This is a genomic window from Ruegeria sp. CF2, assembly GCF_056537385.1.
In genome coordinates, this window is the sequence record NZ_JBQFRL010000003.1 from 122,841 (window position 1) to 136,842 (window position 14,002).

Below are 14,002 nucleotides of genomic sequence, written 5' to 3' on the forward strand. Positions count from 1 at the left end.
AAGACTGTGGGGGTCAGCCCGTTCAGATCGGCATCAGCGCCCAATAGTCCAGATCCAGCAGGACGTCGGGGCTGTATTTTCCATCCGGGCCGCGCAGGGCAAAGGGCTCGCCACCCTTGGTCGCCACCAGTCGCAACCGGATCGCACCCACGCCGGGAACCCCGGTTTCGGCCTTGTCCACCACTTCGGACCACGCCTTGATGGTGTCGCCCGCGAAACAGGGGTTGGCGTGGGCTCCGCCGTTCAGACCTACGATCATCTGCGCGTTGGCCAGTCCGTTGAAGGACAGGGCCCGCGCCATCGAAATCACATGGCCGCCATAGATCAGCCGACCGTCGGGGCGGAAAGTCAGGTCGAAATGCACTTTGGCGGTGTTCTGCCACAGGCGGGTGGCCAGCATGTGCTCGGCCTCTTCCACGGTCACGCCGTCGACATGGTCGATGGTTTCCCCGATCTGGTAGTCTCCCCAGCGGTGCGGTTCTCCGGCCAGAGCAAAGTCGTATTTGCTGAAATCCAGCCCGTTCGGCACCACGAGGTCGCCGGGCTCCAGCGCCTTTTTCAGGTCCGGCACCACGGTTTCGGGTGCCGGCGCATCCAGGTTCGATTTCCGCACCATCACCCAGCGCACATATTCGATCACCACTTCGTCGCGCTGATTCAGGCCGCGCGTGCGCACCCAGACCACGCCGGTCTTGCCGTTCGAGTTCTGTTTCAGGCCGATCACCTCGGTTTCCGATCGCAAGGTGTCACCGGGATAGACCGGCTGCAGCCAGCGACCCTCGGCATAGCCCAGGTTCGCGACCGCGTTCAGCGACACATCCGGGACCGTCTTTCCGAACACCACATGGAACGCGGCCAGATCGTCGATCGGGCTTTGCGGCAGGCCGCAGCTCCGGGCGAACTCGTCCGAGGAATAGAGCGCGTGGCGGGCGGGATAGAGCGCATGATAGAGCGCGCGCTCGCCCACCGTCACGGTGCGCGGCACCGCGTGGTGCAGCACCTGCCCGATGGAGTAATCCTCGAAAAAGCGGCCCGGATTGGTCTTTGCCATTATTGCTGTCCCAGTTTCATGTCAGGGGAATAGTCGGCCGCGACCTCCTTGGTCACGGCCTGCGCACAGCGCATCTTGCTGGTGGACGGATCGAACGCATAGGCCGGAGAGCCGTGCAGCTCCCACCCTTTGGCCAGCGCCTCGGACACCTTGTGGCAGAAGTCCGAGGTGTCCTCTTCAGTCAGCAGTCGATAAAGTTTTGCCATCACATCACCTGCCTAGCCCGGGAACGGAGACGGGCCGACCAGCCCATGAATGTAGCCGATGATGCCCAGCAGCACGATCGAGGCCACGAAGAACATCGCGTCCTTGCCCAGCGTCCCCGGCTCGCCCGGGGTCCAGTCGGGCTCGGATTTATTGATGACGATCACTTCGACCACGGCCCAGGCCAACAGGCCGCCGAACAAGATGATCGACGCCAGATCACCATTGACCAGCAGATGCGCAAAGGCCCAGAGCTTGAACCCGCCCAGCATCGGATGACGCACCTTGTTCAGCAGTCGGCCCTTGGTTCCGGCCGGGCTCATCATCCAGATCGCGATCAGCACCAGCAGGTTGTTGATGTGGATCATGAAGCTGGGCGGCGCCCAGACATGGATGAAATCGGTCATGCGATAGCCGAAGATCATCAACAGGATCGACACGACCAGCGCACCTGCGACGGCGCCCTTTCCGGCATCGCCCATGGCCGCGCGGCGCGCGGGCATCAGGCGTTTGAACAGATGCGCGGCCCACCAAAGCGCCACGCCGAGAATGAGAAGAACGAAGCCCATGCTGGCTTACCCCGCTTGCAAAGCTGATATCGCCTCTGCTTTTGCCAGAATTTCGCGGGCAGTTACAACGTGCAGGTTTTCCACGATCTTGCCGTCGACCACGGCAACGCCCTGTCCTTTGGTCTCGACCTCTTCGAAAGCGACGATCTGGCGGCGGGCCAAGTCGATCTCGGCCTCGGAGGGGGCGAAGGCGGTATTGGCGGTCTCGACCTGCGCGGGGTGGATCAGGGTCTTGCCGTCAAAGCCCATGTCGCGGCCCTGCGCGCATTCGGCGGCCAGACCTTCGGTATCCTTGAAGGCGTTGTAGACGCCATCGACGATCACCAGCCCCTCGGCCTTGGCGGCCAGCAGGCACAGGCCAAGCGAGGTCATCAGCGGCAGGCGGTCAGGGCGGAAGCGGGTCTGCAATTCTTTCGCCAGATCATTGGTGCCCAAGACAAAACCCGCCATCAGCGGATGCGCCGCGATCTCGGCCGCGTTCAGCATCCCGCGCGGGGTTTCCATCATCGCCCAGATCGGCAGGTCGCCGGTGATCGCGGCCAGCGCATCCACGTCGGCGGCCGAGTTGACCTTGGGCAGCAGCACCACGTCGGCATCCATCTCGCGCACGGCCTCGGCATCGGCACGGCCCCAGTCGGTGTCCAGACCGTTGATTCGAACGATCTTGACGCGTGGGCCGTATCCGCCCGTCGCCAGCGCGGCCTTGAGCGTTTCGCGTGCGTTCTCTTTTTCATCGGCGGCAACCGCGTCTTCCAGGTCGAAGATAATGGCATCGACCGGCAGCGTGCGCGCCTTGTCGAGCGCCCGTTCCTTGGAGCCGGGAATGTAGAGAACGGATCGGTAGGGGCGCTGGCGCGGGTCCATGGGAACCTCTCGTTGAAATAAAGTTGCGCAGAATGGGGCATTTTTTGCCGGAAACTTCAAGACCCAAATCGCCGCATTGCAGCATGTGACGCAACGCGCGGTGGTTTTACCGCAATTGCAGAGGGTTCCGGCAGCCTTGATCCGGTCAACAGGCAAAGGGGCCGGAAATGGATAAGCGTTTGTTTCAAATGACGATGGGGCTGGGCCTCATGGTGCTGGCGGCGCAGCAGGTGCAGGCGCAAACGCCGAACTGTGCGCCGCGGCCGGACGTGTTGCAGCGGTTGGCCGAGACCTATGGCGAGACCCGGCGCGGCATCGGCATGGCGCGGCAGGGTACGGTGATGGAGGTCTTCGCCTCGGACGAAACCGGCACCTGGACGATCACCGTGACCCTGCCCAACGGGCTGACCTGCCTGATCGCGGCCGGCGAGGCCTATGAGGTTCTGGCCGAGGCGCTGCCGCCCAACGCCTGACAGTCAGGTCAACGCATCCCAGATCAGCTTTGACCCGGTCAGGGTCAGCAGCACATAGGCGATGCCGAAAAACAGCCGCTCGGACATCATCCAATGGGCACGCACGCCCAGCCAGGCGCCGAGGATGGCGAACGGGGTCAGCAGCAGATCGGCCCAGGCGGTCTGCAGGGTGAACATGCCCAGATAGGCGTAGGGGACGAACTTGGCGATGTTGATGACCCAGAAGACCAGCACGGTGGTGGCCTGGAACTCGGTCTTCGTCAGGCGTTGCGACAGCAGGTAGACGGCGGCGGGCGGGCCGCCGGCGTGGCTGACGAAGCTGGTGAACCCGGCGACCAGCCCCGCGAACAGCCCGGCCGGGGGCGGCAGGCGGTTGGCGAAACCGCGCACCCAGCCGCGGGATTGGGCGATATGCCAGACCGCGAAGCCCACCGAGATGCCGCCGATCAGCAGGCGCAGTAGGTCTTCGTCGGTCGCCCGGTACAGCAGCGCGCCCAGCGCCACGCCCGGCACCGCCCCCAGCATCAGCAGACGCGCGTCGGGCCAGTTCCACCGTTTCCAGTAGGGGCGCAGGGTGGCCAGGTCGATCACCATCAGGATCGGCAACATCAGCGCCAGCGCCCGCCCCGGATCGAGGATCAGCGCCAGAATCGACGACGACGCAAACGCCACGCCCGAGCCGAAGCCGCCCTTGGAAATGCCCGCAAAGATCACGGCCGGGATCGCCACGGCAAAAAACATCAGGTTCAATTCAACCATGCGGCGGCCCCGAAACGGCTTGTCCTGTGGGTGGTTTAGCGCAACCGGCAGGGGGCAGGCAAACGGTATGCGGTCGCATGCCGCGCCGCAGAACCCTTGCGCAACGGCGTTTTAGCGACTAGCAAAACCGCGATTTCAAAACCGACCGGAGACAATCCAAATGGCCAGACCCAAGATCGCGCTGATTGGCGCAGGTCAGATCGGGGGCACGCTTGCCCACCTCGCAGCAATGAAGGAACTGGGGGATGTCGTTCTGTTCGACATCGCCGAGGGCATCCCGGAAGGCAAGGCGCTGGACATCGCCGAATCCGGCCCGTCCGAGGGCTTTGACGCCAAGCTGAAAGGCACCCAGTCCTACGAGGACATCGCCGGTGCCGATGTCTGCATCGTGACCGCCGGTGTGCCGCGCAAACCGGGCATGAGCCGCGACGACCTGCTGGGCATCAACCTGAAGGTCATGAAGTCGGTCGGTGAAGGCATCGCCGCCAATGCACCCGACGCTTTCGTCATCTGCATCACCAACCCGCTGGACGCGATGGTCTGGGCGCTGCGCGAATTCTCGGGCCTGCCCCACAACAAGGTCTGCGGCATGGCCGGCGTGCTGGACTCGGCCCGTTTCCGCCACTTCCTGGCCGAAGAGTTCGACGTGTCGATGAAAGACGTCACCGCCTTCGTTCTGGGCGGCCATGGCGACACGATGGTACCGTCGGTTCGTTATTCGACCGTTGCGGGCATCCCGCTGCCCGACCTGGTCAAGATGGGCTGGACCACGCAGGAGAAGCTGGACGCCATCGTACAGCGCACCCGTGACGGCGGCGCCGAGATCGTCGGCCTGCTGAAGACCGGATCGGCCTACTACGCGCCTGCAACCTCGGCGATCGAAATGGCCGAAGCCTATCTGAAGGATCAGAAGCGCGTTCTGCCCTGCGCCGCCTATTGCGATGGCGAGTTGGGCGTGAAGGGCATGTATGTTGGCGTCCCGACCGTGATCGGCGCCGGCGGCATCGAAAAGGTCGTCAACATCCAGCTCAATGAAGAAGAGCAGGCCGGTTTCGACAATTCGGTCAACGCCGTGAAAGGTCTGATCGAGGCCTGCAAGGGCATCGACAGCTCATTGGCCTGATACATTGATCGGATCTTTGGACCCCACCAAAGATCCGGCCAAAAACATGACACCCTGCCCCGCTGGCTCCAGCCGGCGGGGCATTTCTTTTGATCCTTCGAGTTCTACCGGAACATCCCAAGCCACCTGGCTACTCCCAGAAGCAACCCGCAAAGTGCGACCAGCAAGGCGCAAACGACCCAGAACGCATGCGGACTTTCGGCGCCGGGAATGCCACCGACATTGATCCCCAGAACACCCGCCACCAGGCCCAGCGGCAGAAAGACAGCGCTGACCACTGACAGCACGAGCATACGGTTGTTCATACGTTCGGCCCGTTCATCCATCAGCTGATCGTGTATGATCTGAACCCGTTCCCGTACTGCCGCCAAATCCTCGCCGATCCGGTAGATGCGCTCCGAGGCTTCGCGCAACCGCGACCGGTCGTGAGCCTGCAGCCACGGCACGTCTTCGATCTCGAGCGTCGTCAGCGCGTCGCGCTGGGGGACCAGATACCGGCGCAGAACGATGGAGGACCTGCGGATCGCCGCCAGCTCGGCCCGGGAAATCTCGGCATTCGCCTCAAGAAGCGCCTCCTCGAGGTCATCCACACGTTCGTTCAGATCAGTGATCGCAGGCTCGGCCCTATCTGCCAGCCGCAAGGCCAAGCCCGCGACGAAGTCACCCGGCGATTTCGGTGCCTGCCCGCGGTCGATTGCCGCCAGCATGTCCGCAACCGCATCCAAGGGGCGGCGCCAGACACCGATGATCTTGTTCTCCGTCAACCACAGCCTGACCGAGATCATGTCTTCGGGCGGTTGCCCTTCTTGCAGGTTCACTCCGCGCAGGTTCAGGATTACTCCATCGCCATGGACGGTACAGCGGGGCCGGGTCTCGTCCGCCGTCAGAGCGTCGATCACGAACTCATCAAGCCCGCCGGCGCGTAGAAGCGGAACCGTGCCTTGCGCTTCCAGCCTCAGGTGTTGCCAAGCGAACTGCCCCTCCGGTCCAGCCGGTTTCCAGCTGGCAAATTCATCGGCGTCCAGTGACACAGCTTTGCCGGATCCGTCGAAGATCCAGGTCATGACATCGGGGAAATCTGGGTTCGACACTGTCATCTGCTCGGAGCTTGTTCATGTTTGACCTGCCCGACCCAACCGGACCCACACAGGCGCGGTCAGATTAGCCAGCCTGCGAGAATGCGCCAAGCCCCGAAGGTCTGGCAGGTCCGGTCCCGCCGCTTCGAACGCGACCGGAAATGTTGGCGCAAACGGGGTGCGGACACGGTCTTCGAATATGTTTTCAAAGCCTATTCTGACTCGCTCGAATCATTTTTCGGCACCGGTTTATTTGTGATCACACCCCGAAAATGTGTGATCACAAATGCTGAAAATCTTCGGCAAATAACCCGATCCAGACAGAAAACCCTTTAATTTTTACCGCTAGACACCCCTATAACGATCTAATCGCAGTCAGACGGGACAGTTTCGATGAACATTCACGAATATCAGGCCAAGGCTCTTCTTCGCAGCTATGGCGCTCCGGTCTCCGACGGACGTGCAGTTCTGCGCGCCGAGGAAGCCAAAACAGCCGCCGGTGAACTGGATGGCCCCCTTTGGGTGGTCAAGGCACAGATCCACGCGGGCGGCCGCGGCAAAGGTCACTTCAAAGAGTCCGATGCCGGTGAAAAAGGCGGTGTCCGTCTGACCAAATCGGTGGAAGAAGCCGCCGAAGAAGCCAAGAAGATGCTGGGCCGCACGCTGGTCACCCACCAGACCGGCCCCGTAGGCAAGCAGGTCAACCGCGTTTACATCGAGGCCGGTTCGGGCATCGAGCGCGAGCTGTACCTGGCCCTGCTGGTGGATCGCCAGACCAGCCGCATCTCGTTCGTGTGCTCGACCGAAGGCGGTATGGACATTGAAGAAGTAGCCGCAGCGACACCCGAGAAAATCCTGTCCTTCTCGGTTGACCCGGCCACTGGGTACCAGCCGTATCACGGCCGGCGCATCGCCTTCTCGCTGGGTCTGCAAGGCGCGCAGATCAAGCAATGCGTGCGCCTGATGGGCATCCTGTACAAGGCCTTCGTCGAGAAGGACATGGAGATGCTGGAGATCAACCCGCTGATCGTGGCCGAAGGCGGCGACCTCAAGGTGCTGGACGCCAAGCTGAGCTTTGACGGCAACGCGGTCTACCGCCACCCCGACATCGCCGAACTGCGCGACACCACCGAGGAAGACCCCAAGGAACTGGAAGCCAGCAAATACGACCTGAACTACATCGCGCTGGACGGCGAGATCGGCTGCATGGTCAACGGTGCGGGTCTGGCGATGGCGACGATGGACATCATCAAGCTTTACGGTGCGGAGCCTGCCAACTTCCTCGACGTCGGCGGCGGCGCCACCAAAGAGAAAGTGACCGAGGCGTTCAAGATCATCACGTCTGATCCCAACGTCAAAGGCATCCTCGTCAACATCTTCGGCGGCATCATGCGCTGTGACGTCATCGCCGAGGGCGTGGTCGCCGCGGTGAAAGAGGTCGGCCTGCAGGTTCCGCTGGTCGTGCGTCTGGAAGGCACGAATGTCGAAAAAGGCAAAGAGATCATCAACACCTCTGGCCTGGACGTGATCGCGGCGGACAACCTGAAAGACGGTGCCGAGAAGATCGTGAAGGCAGTCAAAGGCTGAACCCGATAAATCAGGGCGGGTCGCGGCCCGCCATTCCGATGAATGCTGGCGGGTCAGATCCCGCCGAAAACAGGAGAACGCCAAATGGCAGTCCTCATCGACGAAAATACCAAAGTGATCTGTCAGGGCTTTACCGGCTCGCAGGGCACATTCCACTCTGAACAGGCCATCGCCTATGGCACCAAGATGGTCGGCGGCGTGACCCCGGGCAAAGGCGGGATGGAGCATCTGGGCCTGCCCGTGTTCAACTCGGTCCACGAAGCCAAGCACGTGACCGAAGCCAACGCCACCGTGATCTATGTGCCGCCTCCGTTTGCCGCGGATTCGATCCTCGAAGCCATCGACGCCGAGATGGAAGTGATCGTCTGCATCACCGAAGGCATCCCGGTTCTGGACATGATGAAGGTGAAGCGCGCGCTGGAAGGCAGCAAATCGCGCCTGATCGGCCCGAACTGTCCCGGCGTCATCACGCCCGACGCCTGCAAAATCGGCATCATGCCCGGCCACATCCACAAGCGTGGCTCGGTCGGCGTCGTGTCGCGTTCCGGCACCCTGACCTATGAGGCGGTCAAGCAGACCACCGATGTGGGTCTGGGCCAGTCCACCTGCGTGGGCATAGGCGGCGACCCGATCAAAGGCACCGAGCATATCGACGTGCTGGAATGGTTCCTGGCCGATGAAGAGACCGAGTCGATCATCATGATCGGCGAGATCGGCGGCTCGGCCGAGGAAGAAGCCGCGCAGTTCCTGGCGGATGAGGCCAAGAAGGGCCGCAAAAAGCCAGTTGCCGGTTTCATCGCCGGCCGCACGGCGCCTCCGGGCCGCCGCATGGGCCACGCGGGCGCGATCGTCGCCGGCGGCAAGGGCGGTGCCGAGGACAAGATCGAAGCCATGCGCAGCGCCGGCATCGTCGTGGCCGAAAGCCCGGCGCAGCTGGGCGAGGCTGTGCTGGAAGCAATCGGCAAGTAAACCGCCGGCCCCTTGCGTGGGCTGGCCTCAGCGGAGCGAAACACATGACCTTCAACGAAGCCGTCAAAACGTGTTTCTCCAAATACTTCACATTCTCGGGGCGGGCCTCTCGCCCCGAGTATTGGTATTTTTTCCTGTTCATTCTGGTCTGGAGTGCAATCGCCACGGTGATCGACTGGCATTTCTTCGGGCAGGTCACGACCGTGCAATCCGAAGGCTCAGTCGAGGTGACCGCAACATCCAGCCAGCCGGTGCAGAGCATCGTGTCCCTGATCGTGTTCATTCCGCATCTGGCCGTGGCGTGGCGGCGCATGCATGACACCGGGCGCAACGGTCTCTACGCGCTGCTGCCGATCCTTTTGATCCTTGGGGCTTTTGCCGTTCTGGTCTTCGGCATCGGCCTCGCCTCAAGCTTCCAGCATGGCGGAAGCCTCGACATCCTGTTCACGCGCGCCACGCTGCTGATCGTCATTCCGACACTGCTTGTTCTTCTGGTGTCGCCCCTCCTGGTTCTGTGGTGGCTGTCCCGCCCCAGCCAGCCAGGCACCAACAAATACGGTCCCAACCCATATGAGGTAACCCAATGACCGAACACTCGCCCAATTCTGCCTTCCATGCCTCGAGCTTCATGCAGGGGCACAATGCCGAGTACCTGGAGCAGCTATACGCCCAGTACACCAAGGACCCCGGCGCAATCGATGCGGCCTGGGCCGAGTTTTTCCGGCAGATGGGAGACGCGGCACCGGACGTCCAGAAAGAGGCCGAAGGGCCTTCGTGGGCGCGCACCGACTGGCCACCGATGCCGAATGATGACCTGACCGGCGCCCTGACCGGCGAGTGGATCGAGGTCGACGCCAAGGCAGCGGGCAACAAGATCAAGGAAAAGGCTGCCAAGGCAGGGGTTGATGTCAGCGACGAACAGATCAAGCGCGCGGTGCTGGATTCGATCCGCGCGCTGATGCTGATCCGGGCCTATCGGATCCGGGGTCACCTGGCCGCTGATCTGGACCCGCTGGGCATGCGCGCCGCGACCAACCATCCCGAGTTGGACCCCAAGACCTATGGCTTTACCGATGCCGACATGGACCGGCCGATCTTTATCGACAACGTGCTGGGTCTGCAGATGGCCAGCATGCGCCAGATCGTCGAGATCGTGAAGCGCACCTATTGCGGCACTTTCGCGCTGCAGTACATGCACATCTCGAACCCCGAGGAGGCCGCCTGGCTGAAAGAGCGGATCGAAGGTTATGGCAAGGAAATCTCGTTCACGCGGGAAGGCCGCAAAGCGATCCTGAACAAGATGGTCGAGGCCGAGGGCTTTGAGAAGTTCCTGCATGTGAAATACATGGGCACCAAGCGGTTCGGTCTGGACGGGGGCGAGGCGCTGATCCCGGCGATGGAACAGATCATCAAGCGTGGCGGCGCCCTGGGCCTGAGCGATATCGTGATCGGCATGCCGCACCGCGGACGTCTGAACATCCTGGCCAACGTGATGGGCAAACCCTACCGCGCCATTTTTAACGAGTTCCAGGGCGGTAGCTTCAAGCCCGAGGACGTGGATGGGTCGGGCGACGTGAAATATCACCTCGGTGCGTCCAGCGACCGTGAGTTCGACGGCAACACCGTGCACCTGTCGCTGACGGCGAACCCGTCCCACCTCGAAGCCGTGAACCCGGTTGTTCTTGGCAAGGTCCGCGCCAAGCAGGACCAGCTTGGCGACACCGATCGCAGCAAGGTCATGGGCATTCTTCTCCACGGCGACGCGGCTTTTGCCGGCCAGGGTGTCGTGGCCGAAGGTTTTGGCCTGTCCGGTCTGCGCGGTCACAAGACCGGCGGCACCATGCATATCGTCGTGAACAATCAGATCGGCTTTACCACCGCGCCGCATTTCTCGCGGTCGAGCCCGTACCCGACCGATATCGCGCTGATGGTCGAGGCGCCGATCTTCCACGTGAACGGCGACGACCCCGAGGCGGTGGTGCACGCGGCCAAGGTCGCGACCGAGTTCCGCCAGAAGTTCCACAAGGATGTGGTCATCGACATCTTCTGCTACCGCCGGTTCGGTCACAACGAGGGCGATGAGCCCATGTTCACCAACCCGATCATGTACAAGAAGATCAAGACCCACAAAACCACGCTGTCGCTGTACACCGAGCGGCTGGTCAAGGACGGTCTGATCCCCGAGGGCGAGATCGAGGACATGAAGGCCGCCTTCCAGGCGCATCTGAACGACGAGTTCGAGGCCGGCAAGGACTACAAACCCAACAAGGCCGACTGGCTGGATGGCCGGTGGTCGCATCTGGACAAAAACAAGGAAGAATATGTCCGCGGTGACACCGCAATTACGCCGGACACCTTGGCCGAGGTCGGCAAGGCGCTGGTGACGGTGCCCGAAGGCTTTGCACTGCACAAGACGGTGGGCCGCCTTCTTGAACACAAGAAACAGATGTTCGAAACCGGTCAGGGCTTTGACTGGGCCACCGGCGAGGCGCTGGCCTTCGGGTCGCTGCTGACCGAGGGCTATCCGGTACGCCTGTCGGGGCAGGACGCCACCCGCGGCACTTTCAGCCAACGCCACTCGGGCTTCATCAACCAGGAGACCGAGGAGCGCTACTATCCCCTGAACCACATCCGCGCCGGACAGTCGCAGTACGAAGTGATCGACTCGATGCTGTCGGAATACGCGGTGCTGGGCTTCGAATACGGCTATTCGCTGGCCGAGCCCAACGCGCTGGTTCTGTGGGAGGCCCAGTTCGGCGATTTCGCCAACGGCGCGCAGATCATGTTCGACCAGTTCATCAGCTCGGGCGAAAGCAAATGGTTGCGCATGTCCGGTCTGGTCTGCCTGCTGCCGCACGGGTTCGAGGGGCAAGGCCCCGAGCACTCGTCGGCGCGACTGGAGCGGTTCCTGCAGATGTGCGGCCAGGACAACTGGATCGTCGCCAACTGCACCACGCCTGCGAACTATTTCCACATCCTGCGCCGTCAGCTGCACCGCACTTTCCGCAAGCCGCTGATCCTGATGACGCCCAAATCATTGCTGCGCCACAAGCTGGCGATCAGCAATGCCGAGGACTTCACCACCGGGTCCAGCTTCCACCGGGTGCTGTGGGACGACGCGCAAAAAGGCAACTCGGACACACAGCTGGTGCCCGACGACAAGATCAAGCGCGTGGTGATGTGTTCGGGCAAGGTCTACTACGACCTGCTTGAAGAACGCGATGCGCGCGGGATCGACGACGTCTATCTGCTGCGGATCGAGCAATACTATCCGTTCCCGGCCCATTCGCTGATCAACGAGCTTGAGCGGTTCAAACAGGCCGAGATGGTCTGGTGCCAGGAAGAGCCCAAGAACCAGGGCGCCTGGGGGTTCATCGAACCCAATATCGAATGGGTCCTGTCCCGCATCGGCGCCAAGCATACCCGGCCGATCTATGCCGGCCGCGCCACTTCGGCCTCGCCCGCAACGGGTCTGGCCAGCCAACACAAAGCCCAACAAGAAGCGCTGGTGAACGAAGCGCTGACCATTGAAGGATAATTAACGATGACGATTGAAGTTCGTGTTCCCACGCTGGGCGAGTCCGTCACCGAAGCCACGGTCGCAACCTGGTTCAAGAAACCCGGCGATGCCGTCGCCGTGGATGAGATGCTGTGCGAGCTTGAGACGGACAAGGTCACCGTCGAGGTTCCGTCGCCCGCAGCCGGCGTGATGGGCGAGATCGTAGCCGCCGAAGGTGAGACGGTCGGCGTTGATGCTCTGTTGGCAACGATCCAGGCCGGTGAGGGTGCGGCCCCCGCTCCAAAAGCTGAAGCCGCTCCGGCAGCGGCCCCTGCGGCCTCGGGCGGCAGCGTCGACGTGATGGTTCCGACACTGGGTGAGTCCGTCACCGAAGCGACCGTATCGACCTGGTTCAAGAAGGTCGGCGATACCGTCGCACAGGACGAAATGCTGTGCGAATTGGAGACCGACAAGGTCTCGGTTGAGGTCCCGGCTCCGGCTGCGGGTGTACTCGCGGAGATCGTGGCCCCCGAGGGCGCGACCGTCGACGCGACCGCCAAGCTTGCCGTGATTTCGGGCGCTGAGGCAGGCACCGCACCGGCTGCGCCAGCCGCGGCAGCCCCTGCCCCCGCAGCAGCCGCCACCGGCAAGGACGTGGCCAATGCGCCCTCGGCCGAAAAAGCCATGGCCGAAGCCGGTCTGTCGGCCGATCAGGTCACCGGTACCGGCCGCGATGGTCGCATCATGAAGGAAGACGTGGCCCGCGCCGTCGCAACCGCCGCTGCCCCGGCCGCGGCCGCCCCGGCACCGGCCGCAGCCCCGCGCGCGCCCGTCGCCGCCGAGGACGCCGCCCGCGAGGAACGCGTGCGCATGACGCGCCTGCGCCAGACCATCGCCAAGCGTCTGAAGGACGCGCAGAACACCGCCGCGATCCTGACCACCTACAACGAGGTGGACATGACCGAGGTGATGGCCCTCCGCAACCAATACAAGGACCAGTTCGAGAAGAAGCACGGCGTCCGCTTGGGCTTTATGTCCTTCTTCACCAAGGCCTGCTGCCACGCGCTGAAAGAGGTGCCCGAGGTCAATGCCGAGATCGACGGCAATGACATCGTCTACAAGAACTACGTCCACATGGGCGTCGCCGCCGGCACTCCGCAGGGCTTGGTGGTTCCGGTGATCCGTGATGCGGACCGCATGTCGTTCGCCGAGATCGAGAAAGCCATCGCCGAGAAGGGCAAACGCGCCCGTGACGGCAAGCTGAGCATGGCCGAAATGCAGGGCGGCACCTTCACCATCTCGAATGGCGGCGTCTATGGCTCGCTGATGTCCTCGCCGATCCTGAACCCCCCGCAGTCGGGCATTCTTGGCATGCACAAGATTCAGGAACGTCCGATGGTCATCAATGGCGAGATCAAGATCCGTCCGATGATGTATCTGGCGCTGTCCTATGACCACCGCATCGTCGACGGCAAGGGCGCGGTCACCTTCCTGGTGCGCGTGAAAGAGGCGCTGGAAGACCCGCGCCGTCTGCTGATGGATCTGTGATCATGGCAACGCATGTACTCTGGCAGGCCGACGTGGCCGATTTCGACGCCTGGCTGAAGGTGTTCCGCGAGGACAAGCCGATGCGCAAGGCGGCCGGGATTGTCGATCTGCACGTCTGGAAAGACCCCGAACAGCGCGATCATGCGGTTGCCCTGTTCGAGATTTCCGATCTGGACCGGGCCCAGAGCTTCATCGAATCGGAAGAGCTGGCCATGCACCATGAACGTGGCGGCGTCGCGCATATTCAGGTGAAGGTTCTGACACCCGTCTGAACAGGCAC

14 protein-coding genes are annotated in these 14,002 nt (G+C 62.6%); 8 read left to right on the forward strand and 6 right to left on the reverse strand.

Translation table 11 applies throughout. The features are described from left to right. Positions 1–22 precede the first annotated feature (22 nt). The 4 genes from ACR0IR_RS14305 to ACR0IR_RS14320 are packed head-to-tail and all read right to left on the reverse strand — an operon-like array spanning position 23 to position 2,688. The gene (locus tag ACR0IR_RS14305) at positions 23–1,051 is read right to left on the reverse strand and encodes a MaoC family dehydratase (RefSeq protein WP_170365380.1); all 1,029 of its coding nucleotides are present in this window, start codon (positions 1,049–1,051) and stop codon (positions 23–25) included. Next, complete coding sequence (locus tag ACR0IR_RS14310) at positions 1,051–1,257, reverse strand: DUF1737 domain-containing protein (protein ID WP_170343327.1); 207 nt, start codon at positions 1,255–1,257, stop codon at positions 1,051–1,053. Before ACR0IR_RS14310 ends, ACR0IR_RS14305 begins: the two co-directional genes overlap by 1 nt. A gap of 12 nt (positions 1,258–1,269) precedes the next feature. Next, positions 1,270–1,824: an NnrU family protein gene (locus ACR0IR_RS14315; protein ID WP_170343328.1), complete on the reverse strand. Its 555-nt coding sequence runs from the start codon at positions 1,822–1,824 to the stop codon at positions 1,270–1,272. A gap of 6 nt (positions 1,825–1,830) precedes the next feature. Continuing rightward, a complete protein-coding gene (locus tag ACR0IR_RS14320; protein WP_170365381.1) occupies positions 1,831–2,688 on the reverse strand; it encodes an HpcH/HpaI aldolase/citrate lyase family protein in 858 nt (285 codons plus the stop codon). Positions 2,689–2,855: 167 nt separating this feature from the next. Between ACR0IR_RS14320 and ACR0IR_RS14325 the strand changes: the two genes are divergently transcribed. Further along, entirely contained in the window at positions 2,856–3,161 is a 306-nt protein-coding gene (locus tag ACR0IR_RS14325; RefSeq protein WP_170365383.1) for a hypothetical protein, read from the forward strand. 3 nt (positions 3,162–3,164) lie between these two features. On the opposite strand, the gene ACR0IR_RS14330 is transcribed toward ACR0IR_RS14325, so the two are convergent. After that, positions 3,165–3,920 (reverse strand): sulfite exporter TauE/SafE family protein, encoded by a 756-nt coding sequence (locus tag ACR0IR_RS14330; RefSeq protein ID WP_170365385.1) that lies wholly within the window; start codon positions 3,918–3,920, stop codon positions 3,165–3,167. Positions 3,921–4,080: 160 nt separating this feature from the next. Here ACR0IR_RS14330 and mdh point away from each other — a divergent pair, with 160 nt between their 5' ends. After that, positions 4,081–5,043: a malate dehydrogenase gene (mdh, locus tag ACR0IR_RS14335; protein ID WP_170342201.1), complete on the forward strand. Its 963-nt coding sequence runs from the start codon at positions 4,081–4,083 to the stop codon at positions 5,041–5,043. 104 nt (positions 5,044–5,147) lie between these two features. Here mdh and ACR0IR_RS14340 read toward each other — a convergent pair whose 3' ends face one another. After that, positions 5,148–6,140 (reverse strand): zinc transporter ZntB, encoded by a 993-nt coding sequence (locus tag ACR0IR_RS14340; RefSeq protein ID WP_170365388.1) that lies wholly within the window; start codon positions 6,138–6,140, stop codon positions 5,148–5,150. Between the two features lie 372 nt (positions 6,141–6,512). Between ACR0IR_RS14340 and sucC the strand changes: the two genes are divergently transcribed. From sucC to ACR0IR_RS14370, 6 genes are all read left to right on the forward strand, one after another. Next, complete coding sequence (sucC, locus tag ACR0IR_RS14345; RefSeq protein WP_170365390.1) at positions 6,513–7,706, forward strand: ADP-forming succinate--CoA ligase subunit beta; 1,194 nt, start codon at positions 6,513–6,515, stop codon at positions 7,704–7,706. A gap of 84 nt (positions 7,707–7,790) precedes the next feature. After that, positions 7,791–8,675 (forward strand): succinate--CoA ligase subunit alpha, encoded by an 885-nt coding sequence (gene sucD, locus ACR0IR_RS14350; protein ID WP_170365391.1) that lies wholly within the window; start codon positions 7,791–7,793, stop codon positions 8,673–8,675. A gap of 44 nt (positions 8,676–8,719) precedes the next feature. Further along, the gene (locus tag ACR0IR_RS14355; protein ID WP_170365393.1) at positions 8,720–9,262 is read left to right on the forward strand and encodes a DUF805 domain-containing protein; all 543 of its coding nucleotides are present in this window, start codon (positions 8,720–8,722) and stop codon (positions 9,260–9,262) included. Then, positions 9,259–12,213: a 2-oxoglutarate dehydrogenase E1 component gene (locus ACR0IR_RS14360; protein WP_093963489.1), complete on the forward strand. Its 2,955-nt coding sequence runs from the start codon at positions 9,259–9,261 to the stop codon at positions 12,211–12,213. Before ACR0IR_RS14355 ends, ACR0IR_RS14360 begins: the two co-directional genes overlap by 4 nt. Before the next feature lie 6 nt (positions 12,214–12,219). Continuing rightward, the gene (odhB, locus tag ACR0IR_RS14365) at positions 12,220–13,722 is read left to right on the forward strand and encodes a 2-oxoglutarate dehydrogenase complex dihydrolipoyllysine-residue succinyltransferase (RefSeq protein WP_170365394.1); all 1,503 of its coding nucleotides are present in this window, start codon (positions 12,220–12,222) and stop codon (positions 13,720–13,722) included. Positions 13,723–13,724: 2 nt separating this feature from the next. Continuing rightward, positions 13,725–13,994, forward strand: coding sequence for a hypothetical protein (locus ACR0IR_RS14370; protein WP_170342918.1), 270 nt, complete (start codon positions 13,725–13,727; stop codon positions 13,992–13,994). Positions 13,995–14,002: the final 8 nt, after the last annotated feature.

Coding starts and splice junctions, on each gene's coding strand:
- ACR0IR_RS14305 (WP_170365380.1), bottom strand. CDS start 1,051: ATGGCAAAGACCAATCCGGGCCGCTTTTTCGAGGATTACTCCATCGGG.
- ACR0IR_RS14310 (WP_170343327.1), bottom strand. CDS start 1,257: ATGGCAAAACTTTATCGACTGCTGACTGAAGAGGACACCTCGGACTTC.
- ACR0IR_RS14315 (WP_170343328.1), bottom strand. CDS start 1,824: ATGGGCTTCGTTCTTCTCATTCTCGGCGTGGCGCTTTGGTGGGCCGCG.
- ACR0IR_RS14320 (WP_170365381.1), bottom strand. CDS start 2,688: ATGGACCCGCGCCAGCGCCCCTACCGATCCGTTCTCTACATTCCCGGC.
- ACR0IR_RS14325 (WP_170365383.1), top strand. CDS start 2,856: ATGGATAAGCGTTTGTTTCAAATGACGATGGGGCTGGGCCTCATGGTG.
- ACR0IR_RS14330 (WP_170365385.1), bottom strand. CDS start 3,920: ATGGTTGAATTGAACCTGATGTTTTTTGCCGTGGCGATCCCGGCCGTG.
- mdh (WP_170342201.1), top strand. CDS start 4,081: ATGGCCAGACCCAAGATCGCGCTGATTGGCGCAGGTCAGATCGGGGGC.
- ACR0IR_RS14340 (WP_170365388.1), bottom strand. CDS start 6,140: ATGACAGTGTCGAACCCAGATTTCCCCGATGTCATGACCTGGATCTTC.
- sucC (WP_170365390.1), top strand. CDS start 6,513: ATGAACATTCACGAATATCAGGCCAAGGCTCTTCTTCGCAGCTATGGC.
- sucD (WP_170365391.1), top strand. CDS start 7,791: ATGGCAGTCCTCATCGACGAAAATACCAAAGTGATCTGTCAGGGCTTT.
- ACR0IR_RS14355 (WP_170365393.1), top strand. CDS start 8,720: ATGACCTTCAACGAAGCCGTCAAAACGTGTTTCTCCAAATACTTCACA.
- ACR0IR_RS14360 (WP_093963489.1), top strand. CDS start 9,259: ATGACCGAACACTCGCCCAATTCTGCCTTCCATGCCTCGAGCTTCATG.
- odhB (WP_170365394.1), top strand. CDS start 12,220: ATGACGATTGAAGTTCGTGTTCCCACGCTGGGCGAGTCCGTCACCGAA.
- ACR0IR_RS14370 (WP_170342918.1), top strand. CDS start 13,725: ATGGCAACGCATGTACTCTGGCAGGCCGACGTGGCCGATTTCGACGCC.